This is a genomic window from Nostoc sp. FACHB-280, assembly GCF_014697615.1.
Classification (GTDB): domain Bacteria; phylum Cyanobacteriota; class Cyanobacteriia; order Cyanobacteriales; family Nostocaceae; genus Nostoc_B.
Genome location: NZ_JACJSD010000026.1, coordinates 49,794 through 65,128 on the forward strand (window position 1 = coordinate 49,794; position 15,335 = coordinate 65,128).

Here is a 15,335-nt window from a genome sequence, read left to right on the forward strand (position 1 = left end):
AATTGACCAATGGTAGATGACGCTGACTTAGAAAGGTGTTGTTGCTTGAAAATGAAGAGTTTTGGCTAATGGGGGATGATAAAAGCTGATTTCCCTGGCGTGGAGATGTAAACGATTTGCACCAGCAGTACATCCATAAAAGCGATCGCCCAATATTACCACGCCTAATCCTACGGCTGCATGAACCCGTAACTGATGAGTGCGTCCCGTGAGGGGGATAAATTCTACACGGGTGTATTCGCCTTCTTTGGCAATTACCTGAAACTGAGTGACACTAGGTTTACCATATTGCCAATCAACTTGTTGATAAGGACGATTTTGCGGATTTCCCCAAAGTGGTAATTCAATCACACCTTGATTTTGAGTCACCGCACCTGCCAGAATTGCTTCATAGACTTTCTGCACCTGTCGCTGTTGGAATTGTTGACTGAGGTAAGAGTGTGTATTGCGATCGCGTGCTATCAACAAAATACCAGAAGTCTCCTGATCCAAGCGATGCACAGGTACAAGATTCATCCCATCAGCTAACAAATTCCGCAAACGACTCAGCACACTATCTTGGGTGTCACGATAACGCCCAGGAACAGATAACAGTCCCGCAGGTTTATTCACAGCAATTAGCCATTCGTCTTGATAAATAATTTTTTCTCCCTTGTCTCCCTTGTCTCCCCTGTCTCCCCTGTCTCCCCTGTCTCCCTTGTCTCCCTTGTCTCCCCTGTCTCCCTCCTCCCATTTCCTAAAAGATTGTAAAAAACCTACATTCGTCAGTGGGGGGTTAGGTTTCATACCCGACAGCAAAAACCCCATTAACGGCTGACAGCGTTCTGCACAAGCTTCATAAAATTCCCCCTGAACTTTGTCGCCTGAAGATTTCCCCCACCAAAATTCCGCCATTGCTAAAGGTTTAAGATGATTGCTGGCGGCGTAATGCAATAACTTTGGGGCGCAACAGTCGCCCGTACCCGTGGGTAAACCATCCGGCATTAATTGTTGTAAGGTGAGAGACTGACCGAAAAAATTCATCAGCGAGTAAGCGGCGTGCATTTCGGCTTGGAGTTGACGAGATAAGGTTTTACGCTGTTGTTTTAATTCCCTGATTTTGGTATCTGCGGCGGTAATTAATTGTTGAAGTGGCTGTAAAACTGTATCTTGCTGACGTTTGAGTTGTCGCCGTTCAATCCCATCTTTGCGACTGGCTTCGTCAAGTTCTGTAAGTGCAGTGGTGAGAACTTCGCCTGTGAGTATTTCACCCAGTATTTGACGTTGGGCTTGGCGTTGATATCTGCATTCACGATGGCGATCGCTCATGACTTGCAATTGCTGTACAAATTCAGCAGATAATATTTCATACTGCCGTCGTTCTGGTAATTGTTGTAAAGCAATAATTTCTTGTTTAATTGCCTCTAATTTTGCTAAAGTCTCAGTCTCTGATAAAGCAACTGCTTCTCTTCCGGGAATTGGCGGAACCCAGCCTTCAACAACACTTTGACCGTTTAATAATCCTGAAAAAGCTTGAATAACTTTTTGTTCGCCACTGGGCAATTCAACTAATAAAACACCATACATTTTACCTTCGCTGGCATAACGCTCATCCCTAGCGAGATAGTTCATTAAGCCACGGGCAATTGCTTCTATTAAAGCAGTACGGGGTAATCTCAGCAGTTCGCCTGTTTGGGGACAATGCCCTTCATAGTAATAGTTAGGAGTAAGTTTATTGACTGCAAAATTACAGTCAATAAAATCTGAAATTGGCGAAAGCAGCGAACAGTCAAGCATTTAAGAGACAATTTATAAAGTAAATCTTCAGTAGTGGACTGACACCGCTAATTTATAAAAATCTCTTGTGGGATGGGCTTCTAGCCCATCTGGTGCGGTTAGGAGTACCAACATACTTACAAAGGAATTTCAATTAACATTTCACAACCCTTTCCTGCTGGAGAAACACACTTAATGTTGCCACCATGTTTATCTACAACAATTTGGTAGCTGATGGATAAACCTAACCCTGTACCTTGTCCTGGTTGTTTGGTGGTAAAGAATGGTTCAAAAATGCGCGATCGCAGATGATGAGGAATACCACAACCATTGTCGGCAATTTTTATTTGAATAGTATTCTCTTCTGTAACTTTTGTTTGAATCCAAATTGTTGGATTATCTATAATTTTGCCATTGGTCACAGCCTCTTCTAGCGCATCAATAGCATTATTGAGAATATTCATAAACACCTGATTCATCTGCGCCGCATAGCAAACCACACGGGGTAATTCACTATATTCCTTCATAACTTCAATTCCTGAAGAATTATCATTTGCTTGCAGTCGATGTTGCAGAATCAACAAAGTACTTTCAATTCCTTCATGCAAATCAACAGGTTTTTTTTCTGCTTCATCCAATCTAGCAAAGGTGCGTAAAGATAAAACTAACTGCGAAATTCTATCCGCTCCCATTGTCATGGAATTGAGCATCTTAGGCAAATCATTAGTAATAAAATCTACATCTATTTTTTCGCCAAATTCTCTAATTTCGGCTTTGGCTTTGGGATAATGTTTCTGATACATACTCAGCAATGTGAGTAAGTCTTCAGTATAGTCGTGTAAATAAGAAATATTGCCAAAAATAAAACTGATGGGGTTATTAATTTCGTGGGCTATGCCTGCAACTAATTGACCTAAACCAGCCATTTTTTCACTTTGAATTAATTGGCTTTGAGTTTGCTGTAACTCTTGGAGAGTTTGCCTGAGTTCTTCTTTTTGCCTTTGAGTTTGTTCTAATAATTCTGCTTGCTGGAGTCCGACACCTAATTGATTACCAATTTGTACTAATAAATCGATTTCATCTTCTTTCCAATTGCGAGCGGCGGTGTTGTGATAAGCCGCTAGTAATCCCCAAAGTTTATCACCTTGGAAAATCGGCACAATCATATAAGAACGTGCTTCCATCAATTGACTCAAAGATATATATTTATGAGCCTCTTGATTGTTATAAATATCTCTGACTACTAAAGTGTGTCCTTTTGCAAAATCTCCGCCTTGGGTTGTTTGTAAGTAGTCATTGGCAATCACACTTAAAAGTTTGCGGACTGAAGCCCAACCTGGGGCTGCTGACTCAGCCACAAATTCGCCACTCCAATCAGGACGAAAACGATAAATTGTCACCTGATCTACTTCTAACAACCTCTGCACTTCTTTGGTACTGGTGACAAAAATAGTGTTCAAGTCCAGAGATTGCCGAATTTTTTCGACTGTAGTGGCCAAGGCTTTTTCTCTTTGGGCGGCTTTGCGTTCGCGTTCAGCTGCTTTTGCTAGTTGTTCAGCTTGCAACTGTACTTGTTTTAAAGCTTCTGCTTGCTGTAAAGCGACTCCTAACTGTATGCCAACCTGGGCGAGTAAGTTGATTTCTTCATCTTGCCAATAACGAGGCTGGGAGTTTTGATAAGCTACTAACAATCCCCATAACTTTTCACCTTGGGATATTGGCACAAATACTTCATGACGAGGATATTTGCCTGCTTGGGTTTCTTTTAATAAGACACGTTCTGTAACTGGCTGGGGTTTAACAACTGGTGTCCAACCATCCACAATCGAATCAGCGACAAATTCACCACTCCAGTCAGGGTAAAAGCGATAAATTGCGACTCTTTCCACATCCAACAGTCTTCTTACTTCTTGGGTAGTGGTTTTAAAAATTGCGTCAATATCTAGAGATTGGCGAATTTTTTCAACTGTATTTGCCAGCGCCCTTTGACGTTCAGCAGCTTTACTCAGTTCTGCTGCTTGCAGCTGCATTTGTTGTAAAAATTCTGCTTGTTGTAAAGCGACACCTAGTTGAGTACTAACTTGGGTGAGTAAGTAGACTTCATCTTCTTGCCAATCACGGCGACCTGAGTTTTGATACACTGCCAATAAACCCCACAGCTTTTGACCGTGGTAAATGGCAATAATCACATAAGCTCTGGCTTGATAGCTTTCTAAGAGTTTGATGTAACAGTCGGTGAAACCATAATCATAAATATCACAACAAATACGATATACTTCACTTCTGGCAAACATCCCCCCTTCCGTATCTTGTAAATACGTATCCATGATGGGGGTTTCGGCTAAATCTTTAACGCTACACTCGCTGACATTTTCTTTTAATTGTGGTTGATTTGACTGTTCATCAATCAGCGAAATCCAACCTTCTGCTACTGATTCAAAGATAAATTCACCACTCCAATCAGGATTAAAGCGATAAATAGCGACGCGATCCGCATTTAGCAGTTGTCTGATTTCTACTGTACTGGTGCGGAAAATGCTGTCTAAATCTAAAGACTGACGAATTTTTTCAACGGTGATAGCAATGGTTCTTTGCCATTCGGCTGCTTTTGCCCTGGCTTGTGCTTGTGCTAGTTGTGTTGATTGTATTTTTACTTGTTCGAGATAATCGGCTTGCTGTAAGGCAACTCCTAAATGTGCGGCGATAAGTTGCACAAACTCAATTTCTGATTCTTCCCATTGGCGAGGGTTACTACATTGATGAATACATAATAATCCCCATAAATCTTTGCCTTTCATTAAGGCGGCTGCAATGTTAGCCCGGACTTGAAATCGCTCTAAAATCTCGACATGGCAATCGCTCACACTAGCTTGATATATATCTGCTATTGCATGAATTCGCCCTTCCTGATACAGTCCGGCAAATTCCGCAGCAAAGCAGTGATCACGTAGTTTAGCTGATAGTGCTGAAACCCATTCGGAACCGACATCTTCATAGATGAATTCTCCTTCCCATCCCAACTCAGGATAAAAACGAAACACACCCACACGATCAGTTTTGAGTAATTGTCGAACTTCCGTAACTGTAATTTTAAATATGGTATCTATATCTAAAGTTTCTCGAATCCGAGCAATAACTCCAGATAAGGCCTTTTGCTTCTCACTCTGAACTAGGGAGAAAGGATTTTCTGATTGATATTCTGTTTGTTGTGAATTTGATTTTATGATGTAAGAGTTTTCCATTCCTGCTAGGACTTTAAAATATTGAAAGTCTTCTATTGTAGAATTCCCTAATTTCTAAGAAAGATAACAGTCAAAAATTTGATTTATAGCTAAATTCATTTATGATAATTTACGTAAATTAAAAGTTACTCAGTAAGAGATAAGTTGATTAACTCTGGATTGATGAAGGAAATTATACTTTTTGGATTCTAACTAATAGACAGTTTAATTTATGCTTTGGTTTCATTACCTAATATGACTTATTATAAGACTCTTATTTCATTTATAAAAGAATTTTTATCTCTAAAAAGTAATCTTTACAGATTCCTCATCTTAAAATACACAGATAACTTAAAAATCAAAATAGATGCTTCTAGATTTTATGTTAATTTAACCAATTAATTGATAAATAATGATAGTAAGTACAGCATAAAAATTAAAACGTATATTAGTTGATGTTGAGGCTAGTAAAGAAGTTTTGATTGATATCAAATCAAATAGTTAAAATTTTTTATAATTGCTGTTTGCTTTAAAATATCTACAAACAAGACAGGAATGCGATCGCTAATATCGCATTCCTGTAAGAAAATAATTCAACTGCGATCGCATTATCGCTTTTTGGGCGATGCGCGGCGCTGTTCGCGTTTTTCGACTTCCCGAAGACGGCGATCGCGCCAATCTGCCAAGGTTAAGTAGCCAACGCCACCAGTAACTGCGATTAACAGTACTAACGCCAGTAATGCCAGAATACTCAGAAATGGACTTTCCACGATTCCCCTATAGTCCGTTGCGTCCCCAAACTACCATTGCGATCGACCAAGTGAACACAACTAACAGTGATACCCATCCCAATGTCAAAATTCCCATAGTCTTAAATTTGGCAAATCATTACAAAAGGTCTCTAATATTTATCATACCTGCAACTGGATACGAGGAAGTCTGAAGTCTGAATCAGATTCTCCCCACTCCCAACTCCCTACTTCTTATTGAGACAATGAACAGAATTTCCGATCCACTACTAATGGCTGAACGCTTAGAGTCTCTCAAAGCCGGGATAATTGGCGGTTTATTGCTGGGTGTTATTTGCTTGATGACAAGTTTACTCAATACTCTGGTGTTGGCAAGATATTTTGAGATATTGACCAGTTTACAAGTGAAGTGGGATTGGCAGTTGTTGATGAGTTGGGCGATCGCCACTTTCTCTGGTTTACTGTTTGGTGTCACTTATCGCTATATCATTCGCCAAGACCAAAATCCGCAACTCAAAGCTGGCGGGATGATGGCTTTTGGTTTAGTGCGGGGGTTAGCACAGATAGAACATGACTGGAGTTTGGCGGGTGTTGTGTTAGCAGGTGAAAGTGTGTTGTGGTTTATTGTAGCTGCGATCGTTTTAGATCAAGCTATTCAATTAGGCTGGGTTAAAGCTTTTTCATCTACGTAAAGATATCCAACATTTATGAGCCAAATTTTGTTCATACGCGCTACCTCAGCGTTTACCAGGAAGAATCTTGTAAGTTTATGAATTTTTCACTTAACTCATGAGTTACAACAGCTAAAAAGTAACTCTTTTTCTTGATTGCGAGTTAAAAATCGCATCTACGGTTATTAACTAGTTATATTTTTTAAGCTAATTCCTATATTTTTATATACAAATAATTGTGCTGTTTAACTTTATTTAAAAGATATTTTTCTAACATTTAACATGGAATATTTGCGTTAATTCAACTAGCTAAACCAAGTCTGATATTTGAGAATGAGCTGATTTTACTCATGTTTGAGTCAGTTATCTAAGTATTGTTATTTACTTGGGTTAGCTCAAACTGGCAGCAATATATTTTTCTAGTGTAATACTAGCATTATTTATCACTATCAGTATATTGAAATTTAAATTATTCTTGGCTGTAGCAAAACTTTTACTAGTAGCTTCTAATGAAGATTTATCGAGAGTATTGACTATTGCTTTTGAATTATTTACGCTCAAAAAATATTTTTATTGAATCAATAGATTTATAAGTGTCAAAAACTCTACCAAAATAAGTAACATAATTTGATTTCCTGTTTGATAAAAATCAAAAATTTTTGTGATCACTAAAAATATTCCTGGATTTTATTCTAGTGAATCGATTAAATAAGTAAATATTTCGTAGAGGCTAAAATGATTTTTAATCAACAGCAAGTTACTCTAAACTTACCATTTCAAAAATTTAATATTAAACAAGTTTCTGCTATTTTGCGTCGTCGTCGCTATTTAGTATTAGGTGTTTCTTGTGCGGTGATGTCTGTAATTAGTGTAGTTGCTATTAATACTAAAACTAATTACCAAAGTTCTATGCAATTGCTTGTGACTGCTGATGCAAATGCAGGAACCACAGGTAGTAGGATGATGGATTTTGCTGGTAGTGAGATTGTGGGATTAAATTCATCAGTTTTAGACTACACAGCACAGATGAAAATGCTTTTGAGTCCCCAACTCATTGCAGAAGCTGTATCTTTACTTAAGGCAGAATATCCAGATATTACCATCGAAGATATTAATGGCAAGCAAGCAAAGCTTTCTATCACCAAATTAGATGAAAAAATCATCTCTAATAATCAGCCTTTACAAATATTAGAAGTGACCTTCAGTGATGAAGATCCGGTGAAAAGCCAGAAAGTTCTACAAGCACTACAGCAAGTTTATCAAAATTATCAGATCCAACAGCAAAAAGAGCGTTTAAATAAAGGTCTGGCTTTTATTAATGCTCGTATCCCGCAAATGAAAAAAGAGGTGAATCAAGCGGAAAAAAATTTAGAGCATTTTCGCCGGAAACATAATCTACTTGACCCAGAAGTACAAAGCAAAATTTTGATTGAATCTTTGGCAACGGTACAACAGCAACTACAAATCACCCGCGCCCAAATTCAAGATGTCCAAGCCCGCTATAATAACTTACAACAAGAAGTTGCGACTTCATCACACAAAGCCAGAATAGCGGCTCGGTTAAATCAATCAAGTAGTTACCAAACACTCTTGGATGATTTTAAAAAGACGGAACTTGCTTTAGCTAAAGAGCAGAAACGTTATACCAATGAGTCTCCTATAATCCAACAACTGAAAGAACAACGCCAGAATCAGTTGCTGCTTTTAAAAAGAGAATCAAATCAATTATTAACAGACATCAAGCAATCTACTGATAGCGCAGCACAAACCGATGGTGCTGATCCGCAATTATTACAAGAGTTAATTCAAGTCCAAACCACAGCTTTAGGGCTAGTCGCCAATGAAAAGAGTTTAGCTGAAACCGAACAAAAACTCAGATTTGAATTTAGTCAATACCCCAGTTTATTGGCACAATATAACCGTTTATTGCCAGAAGTACAGGCTAAACGTAAGCAGCTTGAACAACTATTACAAGCACAGCAATCTTTGGGTTTGAAAATTGCCCAAGGTGGTTTGGCATGGGAGGTATTAGAAGAACCAAGTTTAGGTAAACTCATAGGAATTAACAGATTATCACTGTTGTTAGGAGGTGTCGTACTGAGTCCAATTTTAGGAATTGCGATCGCCTTAAGTTGGGGAATGTTTACCCGCACCATTTATTCCACAAAAGAATTACAGCAGTCCACCAATTTACGGTTACTAGGTTCTGTACCGAAACTAGCACCCAGAGGATTGACAAAATGGCTACCAAATCTTTCAGGTCATAAACAACGCAACATTGCTTCTAATTTTACCGAAACTGACAGTTGGTTGCCTTGTCATGAAACCTTAGATATTCTCTATCAAAATCTGCAAATATCTAAGTCTCCTTTGCCTTTTAAATCTTTGATGTTTACTTCTGCTTTATCAGGTGAAGGAAAGACAACTGTTTTACTTGGATTGGCGGCTAGTGCAGCAAGAATGCACCGACGCATTCTCTTAATTGATGCCAATTTGCGGTATCCCCATTTACATAAAATGCTGCAATTATCTAATGATTGGGGTTTATCTTTATTATTGCTGGATGAAACAAGCAATCACATTCATAATTACATCCAGCCAGTTCACCCGTTAATTGATGTTTTGACTGCTGGGCCAAAACCAGATGATACTATCAGATTACTGAGTTCTCAGCGGATGAAAGAACTGATCAAGCGATTTGAGCAAAGCTATGACTTAGTGTTAGTTGATGCACCACCAATTTTAGGTACAGCCGATGCGAGAATTTTAGCTGGATATTGCCATGAAATTGTTATGGTAGGGCGAATGGGTCAACTAACTCAAGGTGATTTAATGCAAGCTCAAGAAATTTTGAGCCATTTAAATTTAATTGGTATTATCGCTAATGGCGTAAGGAGCCATCAGCAGGTTTAATTGTAGTCATTTACCATGAATTTTCTGCCTTGTGCTTTTTTGGTTGCCCACTAAAAATACATTGCATAATTGATAGGAGGCGGCAACCTCCTATGTTGGAGAACTGTCTCATCTTGAGTGGTAGATGCCAAGAGCGTCAAGCAGATACTAGTGTGATTAGATGATCAGCATGAAATTCCAACTGTTTTTAGGATCTTTGTTTTCTCAGGTTAAATTCCGGCATTGGTGGATGGGTATCCTCTTGTGGATTGCTTTGGTTGCGCCTGCTCAAGCATCGGTGATTTTACGCGTGGCGATTGAGAGGGGAGTTAATCAAGTCAAGGTCGGTAGTTCTACGGCAGCTTTAGTTAAAGATAGTACCGGAAAGACTCTAGGACAATTGCCAGCGATGAGTGCCTATTACGCCCAGTCAGTTCCGGGAGGAGTGGCTTTAGATAAGTGGCAATCTGGTTTGTTTTGGATTGAGCCAACGGGTAAAGGATTTGTATATATTGGCGATCGCTGGTATCGCGGCAGAACCTTGGTTGTCCCCACAGAAAAAGGTTTAACGGCGGTTAATTGGGTGGATGCGGAAGAATATCTCTACAGTGTGATTGGCGGTGAAATGGATACTAGCTGGCCGCAGGAAGCACTGAAAGCCCAAGCGATCGCAGCTCGTACCTACGCTCTCTACGAACGGGAAAAACAACGCAATAACCCCATCTACGATTTAGGTGATAGTCCTGATCGCTGGCAAATTTATCAAGGAGTCAAGAGTGAGTCTCCTTCTACTTACGCAGCCGTTGATGGTACGGCGGGACAAGTCCTAACTTATAACAACAAAATTATTCTCTCTGTTTTCCATGCTTGTTCGGGCGGACATACCGAAAATGTGGAAGATGTCTGGGGAAATACTTTGCCTTACCTGCGGGCTGTGCAAGACTACGATCAAGATGTCAAAGAATGCAATTGGGTTAAAACTTTCTCCCCTGGGGAAATTAGCGCCAGAATTTCTGGTGTCGGCAATGTTAAGGACATCATTCCCGAAAAATACTCGCCTTTCCGCAGTGTCAAAGCCTTAAAAATTGTCGGTGATAAAGGTACAAAAGTCTTAGAAGGTGAGGCAGTACGTACTGCACTGAAGCTGAGAAGTACCCGTTTTAATGTCAGTAAAAGTGCAGATGGCAGTTTTGTGCTGCAAGGCTTAGGTTATGGCCATGCTTTAGGAATGAGCCAATGGGGCGCATACAACCTAGCTCGACGCGGCATTAATCACCTGCAAATTTTAGGTCATTATTATCAAGGTGTAGCCCTTACACCGATTAAAGCGAAGTAAGGAGAAAGTATGAAGTGTGAAGTCTATGAAATTTATCCTTCACACTTCATCAATTATTCTCCCCTTTGCAGACGCTTTTGCCATTCTGCTTCGATTTGGTCAGAGTTCTGAATTTCCTGTTCTAGTAAGTCGGTTTCGGTGGTGTAGACTAAATCTTTGTTTTCAATGATTTTTTCAGTGGCAAACTGTTGGGCAAAGTCAATTTTTTGCTGTAACTTAGCATCTGGATTAGTTAATAGTCTGGCGCGAGATAAGCGATCGCGGTTACGTGCTGTAATTTTCTGATTGCGCCACTGAATCCAGAAATACCTTACTAGTGGGACACCCAAAAATCCTATACCGTAAGCCAACAGCAGCCAATAAATTCCTTGGACAAAAGCAACTAATCCGCCTAATTGTGCAGCCGCAATCCCATCTCTGATTAAATTTCCGAGGATTAAAGCGCCTACAAAATTGAGGACTCCTAAGCCAGTACTCAACATAATTTGTCCAGAATCAGCTTGACTAAAACGCCAAGGTGATTCTTCTAAATAAGGTTGTACTGACTGACGATTTTTTTGACTGGCTTGAACTTGTAATTCGGGAAAATAATAAACGATTTCCCCTTGGGAACTAACTTTTGGTTCCCCGTTAAAGCGCAACAGTACAGGCAGCATATAATCTTCGTACTCTTGTCTATAACTGAGGCCAAGGTCATCTAAATATGGCGCAATTTGTTCTGCTACCACTGCACCACCCTGACGGCGAATGACAGTAGCTATTTCTTGCCAGCGACGTTCTTCTAATTTGGCATTAGGATTACCATCACCAAATAAAAAGGAAAACACCGCTTCAAAGAAATTCATCTCACTACCTCTACCTTGACGGCTGTTTTGTCGCCTTTGTTGGTAGGAAGTATCGTAGTAGTTGGGACTAAAATACCAAAATAAATCGGGGAAAAAGAAGAAGCCGCCGCCGCGATCGCTACTACCTCGATTGTTATCGCGATCGGAATTAGCCGCAGTAATAATTATAATGATGCTAATAGTAATTAACGCGATCGAAACAACTAAAAATATCCCGAAAGAAATGCGAATTAGGTAGAAAAGAACTTGCCAAATTTTTTGCCACCATTCTTGCAAACGTAACTGAAAATATTTATTCCGTAAAATTGCCCTAAAATTCTGCGGAAATAGGTAAACAATATCACCTGTTTCCGCTACTTGCAAATGTCCACCAGCATCAGTAGCTAAAGCCAGTAAACCTTGATTGGCTTCTGCAATTTTTAAGCCTGCTTGGGTGGCAACATCACCAATGGTAACTCGATAACCCAGTTGCTCCACAGCATTCATGATCGCTGGATTGGGAGCCATCGCTCTCCCCTCCTGTTTTAATTGACTCTATCTTTCTCTAGTATAAAGTTTTATTTTGGGAGACTTGGAGAAGTGCTGATTAACTGCTGGTGAAGTCACATAATCAACAACAAGAATAATTAATTTTTCAATCTCAAATATATTAATCGCCACTTTCACCATGTTAAAATTATTTGCCTTGGCTTGGTTAATCAGCAAATTTTCTGTCCTCAAATATGGTTCAGTACACTCTCGCCCAAAGCCCAGAAATTATCCTTTCCGTTCCTGGCAAAGATTCTGCTAAAGCTCGTGATAAAGCAATGGATCAGTTGATGGAACTGATGGATGCCGGTAAACTCCCTACGGAATTAGAAGAAGGATTCGGCCCACAACAATTAATTGAGGTCAAAGAATCAACCAGTGACCATAACAACAGTGAAGATGCCATTACTCAAGCAGTCCAAGTGTTAAGTAATTTAGCGACACTCAAGTTGAAAGTACAAGAATCTCGCACGGAAGCCTTAGAACTTCGCAAAGCTGTTGATATTTTGTTCTCGGATAACACTGTCACCGAAGAAGAAATTACACGTCTGAAAGAAGGTTTTAAAGTTCTCAAAAATTTCGCTCAAGCAAATCTGCGTTACCAAGAAGCACGCGCTAAAGCAGAACAGGCACGACAAGTTTTAGACCAAGCCTTAAAATCGCCGGACGCGTAAATATTTTTTACTGTAGGTTGACAAGTTGAAGCTGTCATTGATCATTAATTATTAGTCCTTTGTCAATACCAATGACTAATGACAAAGGACGAAAGATAACCTTTACTTTAGCGTCGTCTGATGCCTCTAAAAACAGAGTTAGCTTGTTCGTCGCTATTTGGTGTTTCTACTTCGACAATTTCAGCACTGGTACTCTTTTTGTAATATTGCTGATAATAGTCATGGGAAACAGGTGTGGAATCTTTTGATTTGTTGGCAATCATCCCTAACAGGGGTGTACCAGAGATTTGAATTTCTTCTAATACTTGCTTGAGAGCAGTACGTTTCAAATGACCCAAACCAGCTACCATGACAATCCCATTGGTGTTAGATGCTAACAGGTACGCATCAGCAAACCCTAGCAATGGGGGAGTGTCATAAATTACTAAATCAAAGCTACTTTGCAGTTCGTTCATTAAATCCTGCATTTTCTTAGAAGCCAGTAACCTAACGGAATCGGGAGGTGTTGGCCCCGCAGTCATAACAAATAGATTATCTTCTACTGGCGATCGCTCAATCACATTTTCCCAATCTAAATCTTGGGCAATGACATCAGTCAAACCCTGAACATTCAGTACACCCAGACGTTGATGCAAACTAGGACAACGCAGGTTAGAATCTACCAGCAACACTCTCTGCCCCATTGCCGCAGCGGCCTGTGCTAAATGTACAGCTACCGTAGATTTCCCATCTCCCTGGCCAGCAGAACTAATTACCAAAGAGCGAATCGGGTCATCGGAACCCAATAACATGATATTGGTGTAGAGCGATCGGAAAATCTCAAAGAAAGAAGCCCGATTCGTTTGTTGTAAGCCTCTAGATAAAGCTGATTGTGGTGCTGCTTCTAATTCTTTTCTTAAAGGTACAATTCCCAGTAATGGCAACTTAGTACTGTTCTTCAACTCTTGAACCGTGTAGAAAATATTACTCAATTTATCAACAATTAAAGCTGCCCCTATACCCAACACCAATCCTAAAACTCCACCAATTGCTAAGTTAAATTTGGCACTGTTAGAGATTGCACTTGGTTTATTAACTGCCGCTAATTTTGGATCAAGTAATCGCCAAGGTTGTTGTTTTTGAGATTTTTCAATTTCTAGTGCTTGTTGTTTAGTAGTAAATTGCGTTAAAGAACTGTTAGCAATTTCTAATTGTTGTTGAATATTGGTATAGGTACGAGTCAGAGTAGCTAAGTATCTTACGTCGTTATTCAGAGTTTTGATTTTGTCATATAAAAACTGGTCACGAGCAGAAACCGAGCGGATTTGGCTTTGCAACTCTCTTTGCAGACGCATTTCCTCCCCAGCCAACAAAGGCAACAAATAAGCTTTCCTATCTCTTAGAGTCAGCATAGCTGGATTGTCTGGTGTATATATTGCTGCCTTTTGAGCGATTTCAATATCAACGGTTTGGATTTGATCTAGTATCTTTTGATAACGTCCATTTTCACTCAGTAAAGAATTACCTGCCCTTTCACCAGGGTTTCTGGCTAATTCTCTTTGCAAATCTTGATATCTAGCAACTAATTGTTCTAGTTGTAAGCGATTTTCTATTCGCTGTTGTCGCAACCCAGCCAGTTGACTAGCCAATTCTTGCGATCTTTGGGCTGGATCAATGAGATTATTTTCTACTTGTAAATTGCGGAGTTGATTTTGCCAATATTTTACTCTTGCTTCTATTGGCTGTCTTTGTTTATCAACAAACTCAATCGCCTGATCAACATCTAATTGACGTTCTTGTAAACTATAAGCTAAATAAGCATCAGCTAATAGCTTAGAAACATCACTAACTAATTTTGGGTCTGGGTGTGTATATTGGACAGTTAAAATATCCGGTGATTGTGAGCCGATATTTAAACCAGAAACTAGCAAATTATAAGTAATGTATGGGTATTTGGGCTTGAGCTTCTCAACAATCGGATCAAGTACTCTGGGACTACGCAAGACTTGAATAGTTGTATTACCACCATCTCCTTTGCCTGATGAGACTGCAACCCTGGGAGTCGCATCTTCATCAGAAATGGTTTGAGGCACACTAGCTATAACCTTAGTCTCACCAGTTACCTGCTTCGTTAAAATATCAAACGAACCGAGATACACTGGAGGATCAGTTTCTGCCTTTAACACCGCTGCTGTAGCCACTAAAGCAGTTATCCCAGAAATTATCAGCAATCGACGACGCAAAATCGCAAAAATCTGGCCTATATGCAATTCATCATCATCATTGTTGTTAAACTGAGCAGATTTAGCTTGTGACAGGTAAGGGTGTTTTTCTGACTTCAGCATAGTGTTTGTAAATTAAACGACAGGGATTTGATGCAGTAAAAACTAGGACGTGTATTTTGGCGTAGATGTTGGGAATGCTTATAAGTTACCTTGTCTGTTGCTATGCCCTGGCAAATTTTGGAATTGACTAACTAACCAATACATTAGACAAATTTAAGTACATATGTATTATGAAAAACTTAGTTCATACACTTATTGCTGTGGTTAAAGTTTTACAAATACAGTTTAGTAAAGGGTAACGCAATACAAATACAGTAACATTGCGTAGCATAAATTTGTTAGCTTTGCTGAATATTATTTTTGGGCTATACAAAATTTTTACTGAAACAACACGAAATTT

Annotated in this window: 11 protein-coding genes; 4 read left to right on the forward strand and 7 right to left on the reverse strand. The window is 39.5% G+C overall.

Annotated elements, in window-relative coordinates; translation table 11 throughout:
• Positions 1–27: 27 nt before the first annotated feature.
• The 4 genes from H6G75_RS19065 to petN all read right to left on the reverse strand — a co-directional run bounded on the left by H6G75_RS19065 (position 28) and on the right by petN (position 5,843).
• The gene (locus H6G75_RS19065; RefSeq protein ID WP_190981577.1) at positions 28–1,776 is read right to left on the reverse strand and encodes an RluA family pseudouridine synthase; all 1,749 of its coding nucleotides are present in this window, start codon (positions 1,774–1,776) and stop codon (positions 28–30) included.
• 116 nt (positions 1,777–1,892) lie between these two features.
• The gene (locus H6G75_RS19070) at positions 1,893–4,997 is read right to left on the reverse strand and encodes a GAF domain-containing protein (protein ID WP_190981578.1); all 3,105 of its coding nucleotides are present in this window, start codon (positions 4,995–4,997) and stop codon (positions 1,893–1,895) included.
• A 587-nt stretch (positions 4,998–5,584) separates the two neighbouring features.
• Positions 5,585–5,746: a hypothetical protein gene (locus H6G75_RS19075; protein ID WP_190590647.1), complete on the reverse strand. Its 162-nt coding sequence runs from the start codon at positions 5,744–5,746 to the stop codon at positions 5,585–5,587.
• Positions 5,747–5,753: 7 nt separating this feature from the next.
• Positions 5,754–5,843: a cytochrome b6-f complex subunit PetN gene (petN, locus tag H6G75_RS19080; RefSeq protein WP_083468698.1), complete on the reverse strand. Its 90-nt coding sequence runs from the start codon at positions 5,841–5,843 to the stop codon at positions 5,754–5,756.
• A gap of 127 nt (positions 5,844–5,970) precedes the next feature.
• Here petN and H6G75_RS19085 point away from each other — a divergent pair, with 127 nt between their 5' ends.
• The 3 genes from H6G75_RS19085 to H6G75_RS19095 all read left to right on the forward strand — a co-directional run bounded on the left by H6G75_RS19085 (position 5,971) and on the right by H6G75_RS19095 (position 10,624).
• Positions 5,971–6,417 (forward strand): hypothetical protein, encoded by a 447-nt coding sequence (locus tag H6G75_RS19085; RefSeq protein ID WP_190981579.1) that lies wholly within the window; start codon positions 5,971–5,973, stop codon positions 6,415–6,417.
• 714 nt (positions 6,418–7,131) lie between these two features.
• Entirely contained in the window at positions 7,132–9,309 is a 2,178-nt protein-coding gene (locus tag H6G75_RS19090) for a tyrosine-protein kinase domain-containing protein (protein WP_190981580.1), read from the forward strand.
• Positions 9,310–9,478: 169 nt separating this feature from the next.
• Positions 9,479–10,624, forward strand: coding sequence for a SpoIID/LytB domain-containing protein (locus tag H6G75_RS19095; protein ID WP_190981581.1), 1,146 nt, complete (start codon positions 9,479–9,481; stop codon positions 10,622–10,624).
• A 53-nt stretch (positions 10,625–10,677) separates the two neighbouring features.
• Here H6G75_RS19095 and H6G75_RS19100 read toward each other — a convergent pair whose 3' ends face one another.
• Positions 10,678–11,976: a hypothetical protein gene (locus tag H6G75_RS19100; RefSeq protein WP_190981582.1), complete on the reverse strand. Its 1,299-nt coding sequence runs from the start codon at positions 11,974–11,976 to the stop codon at positions 10,678–10,680.
• A gap of 27 nt (positions 11,977–12,003) precedes the next feature.
• Positions 12,004–12,174, reverse strand: coding sequence for a hypothetical protein (locus tag H6G75_RS19105; RefSeq protein ID WP_190981583.1), 171 nt, complete (start codon positions 12,172–12,174; stop codon positions 12,004–12,006).
• A 17-nt stretch (positions 12,175–12,191) separates the two neighbouring features.
• Between H6G75_RS19105 and H6G75_RS19110 the strand changes: the two genes are divergently transcribed.
• Positions 12,192–12,671, forward strand: coding sequence for a hypothetical protein (locus tag H6G75_RS19110; RefSeq protein WP_190981584.1), 480 nt, complete (start codon positions 12,192–12,194; stop codon positions 12,669–12,671).
• A 107-nt stretch (positions 12,672–12,778) separates the two neighbouring features.
• Here the strand turns inward: H6G75_RS19110 and H6G75_RS19115 are convergent, their stop codons facing one another.
• Entirely contained in the window at positions 12,779–14,995 is a 2,217-nt protein-coding gene (locus H6G75_RS19115) for a polysaccharide biosynthesis tyrosine autokinase (RefSeq protein ID WP_190981585.1), read from the reverse strand.
• Positions 14,996–15,335: the final 340 nt, after the last annotated feature.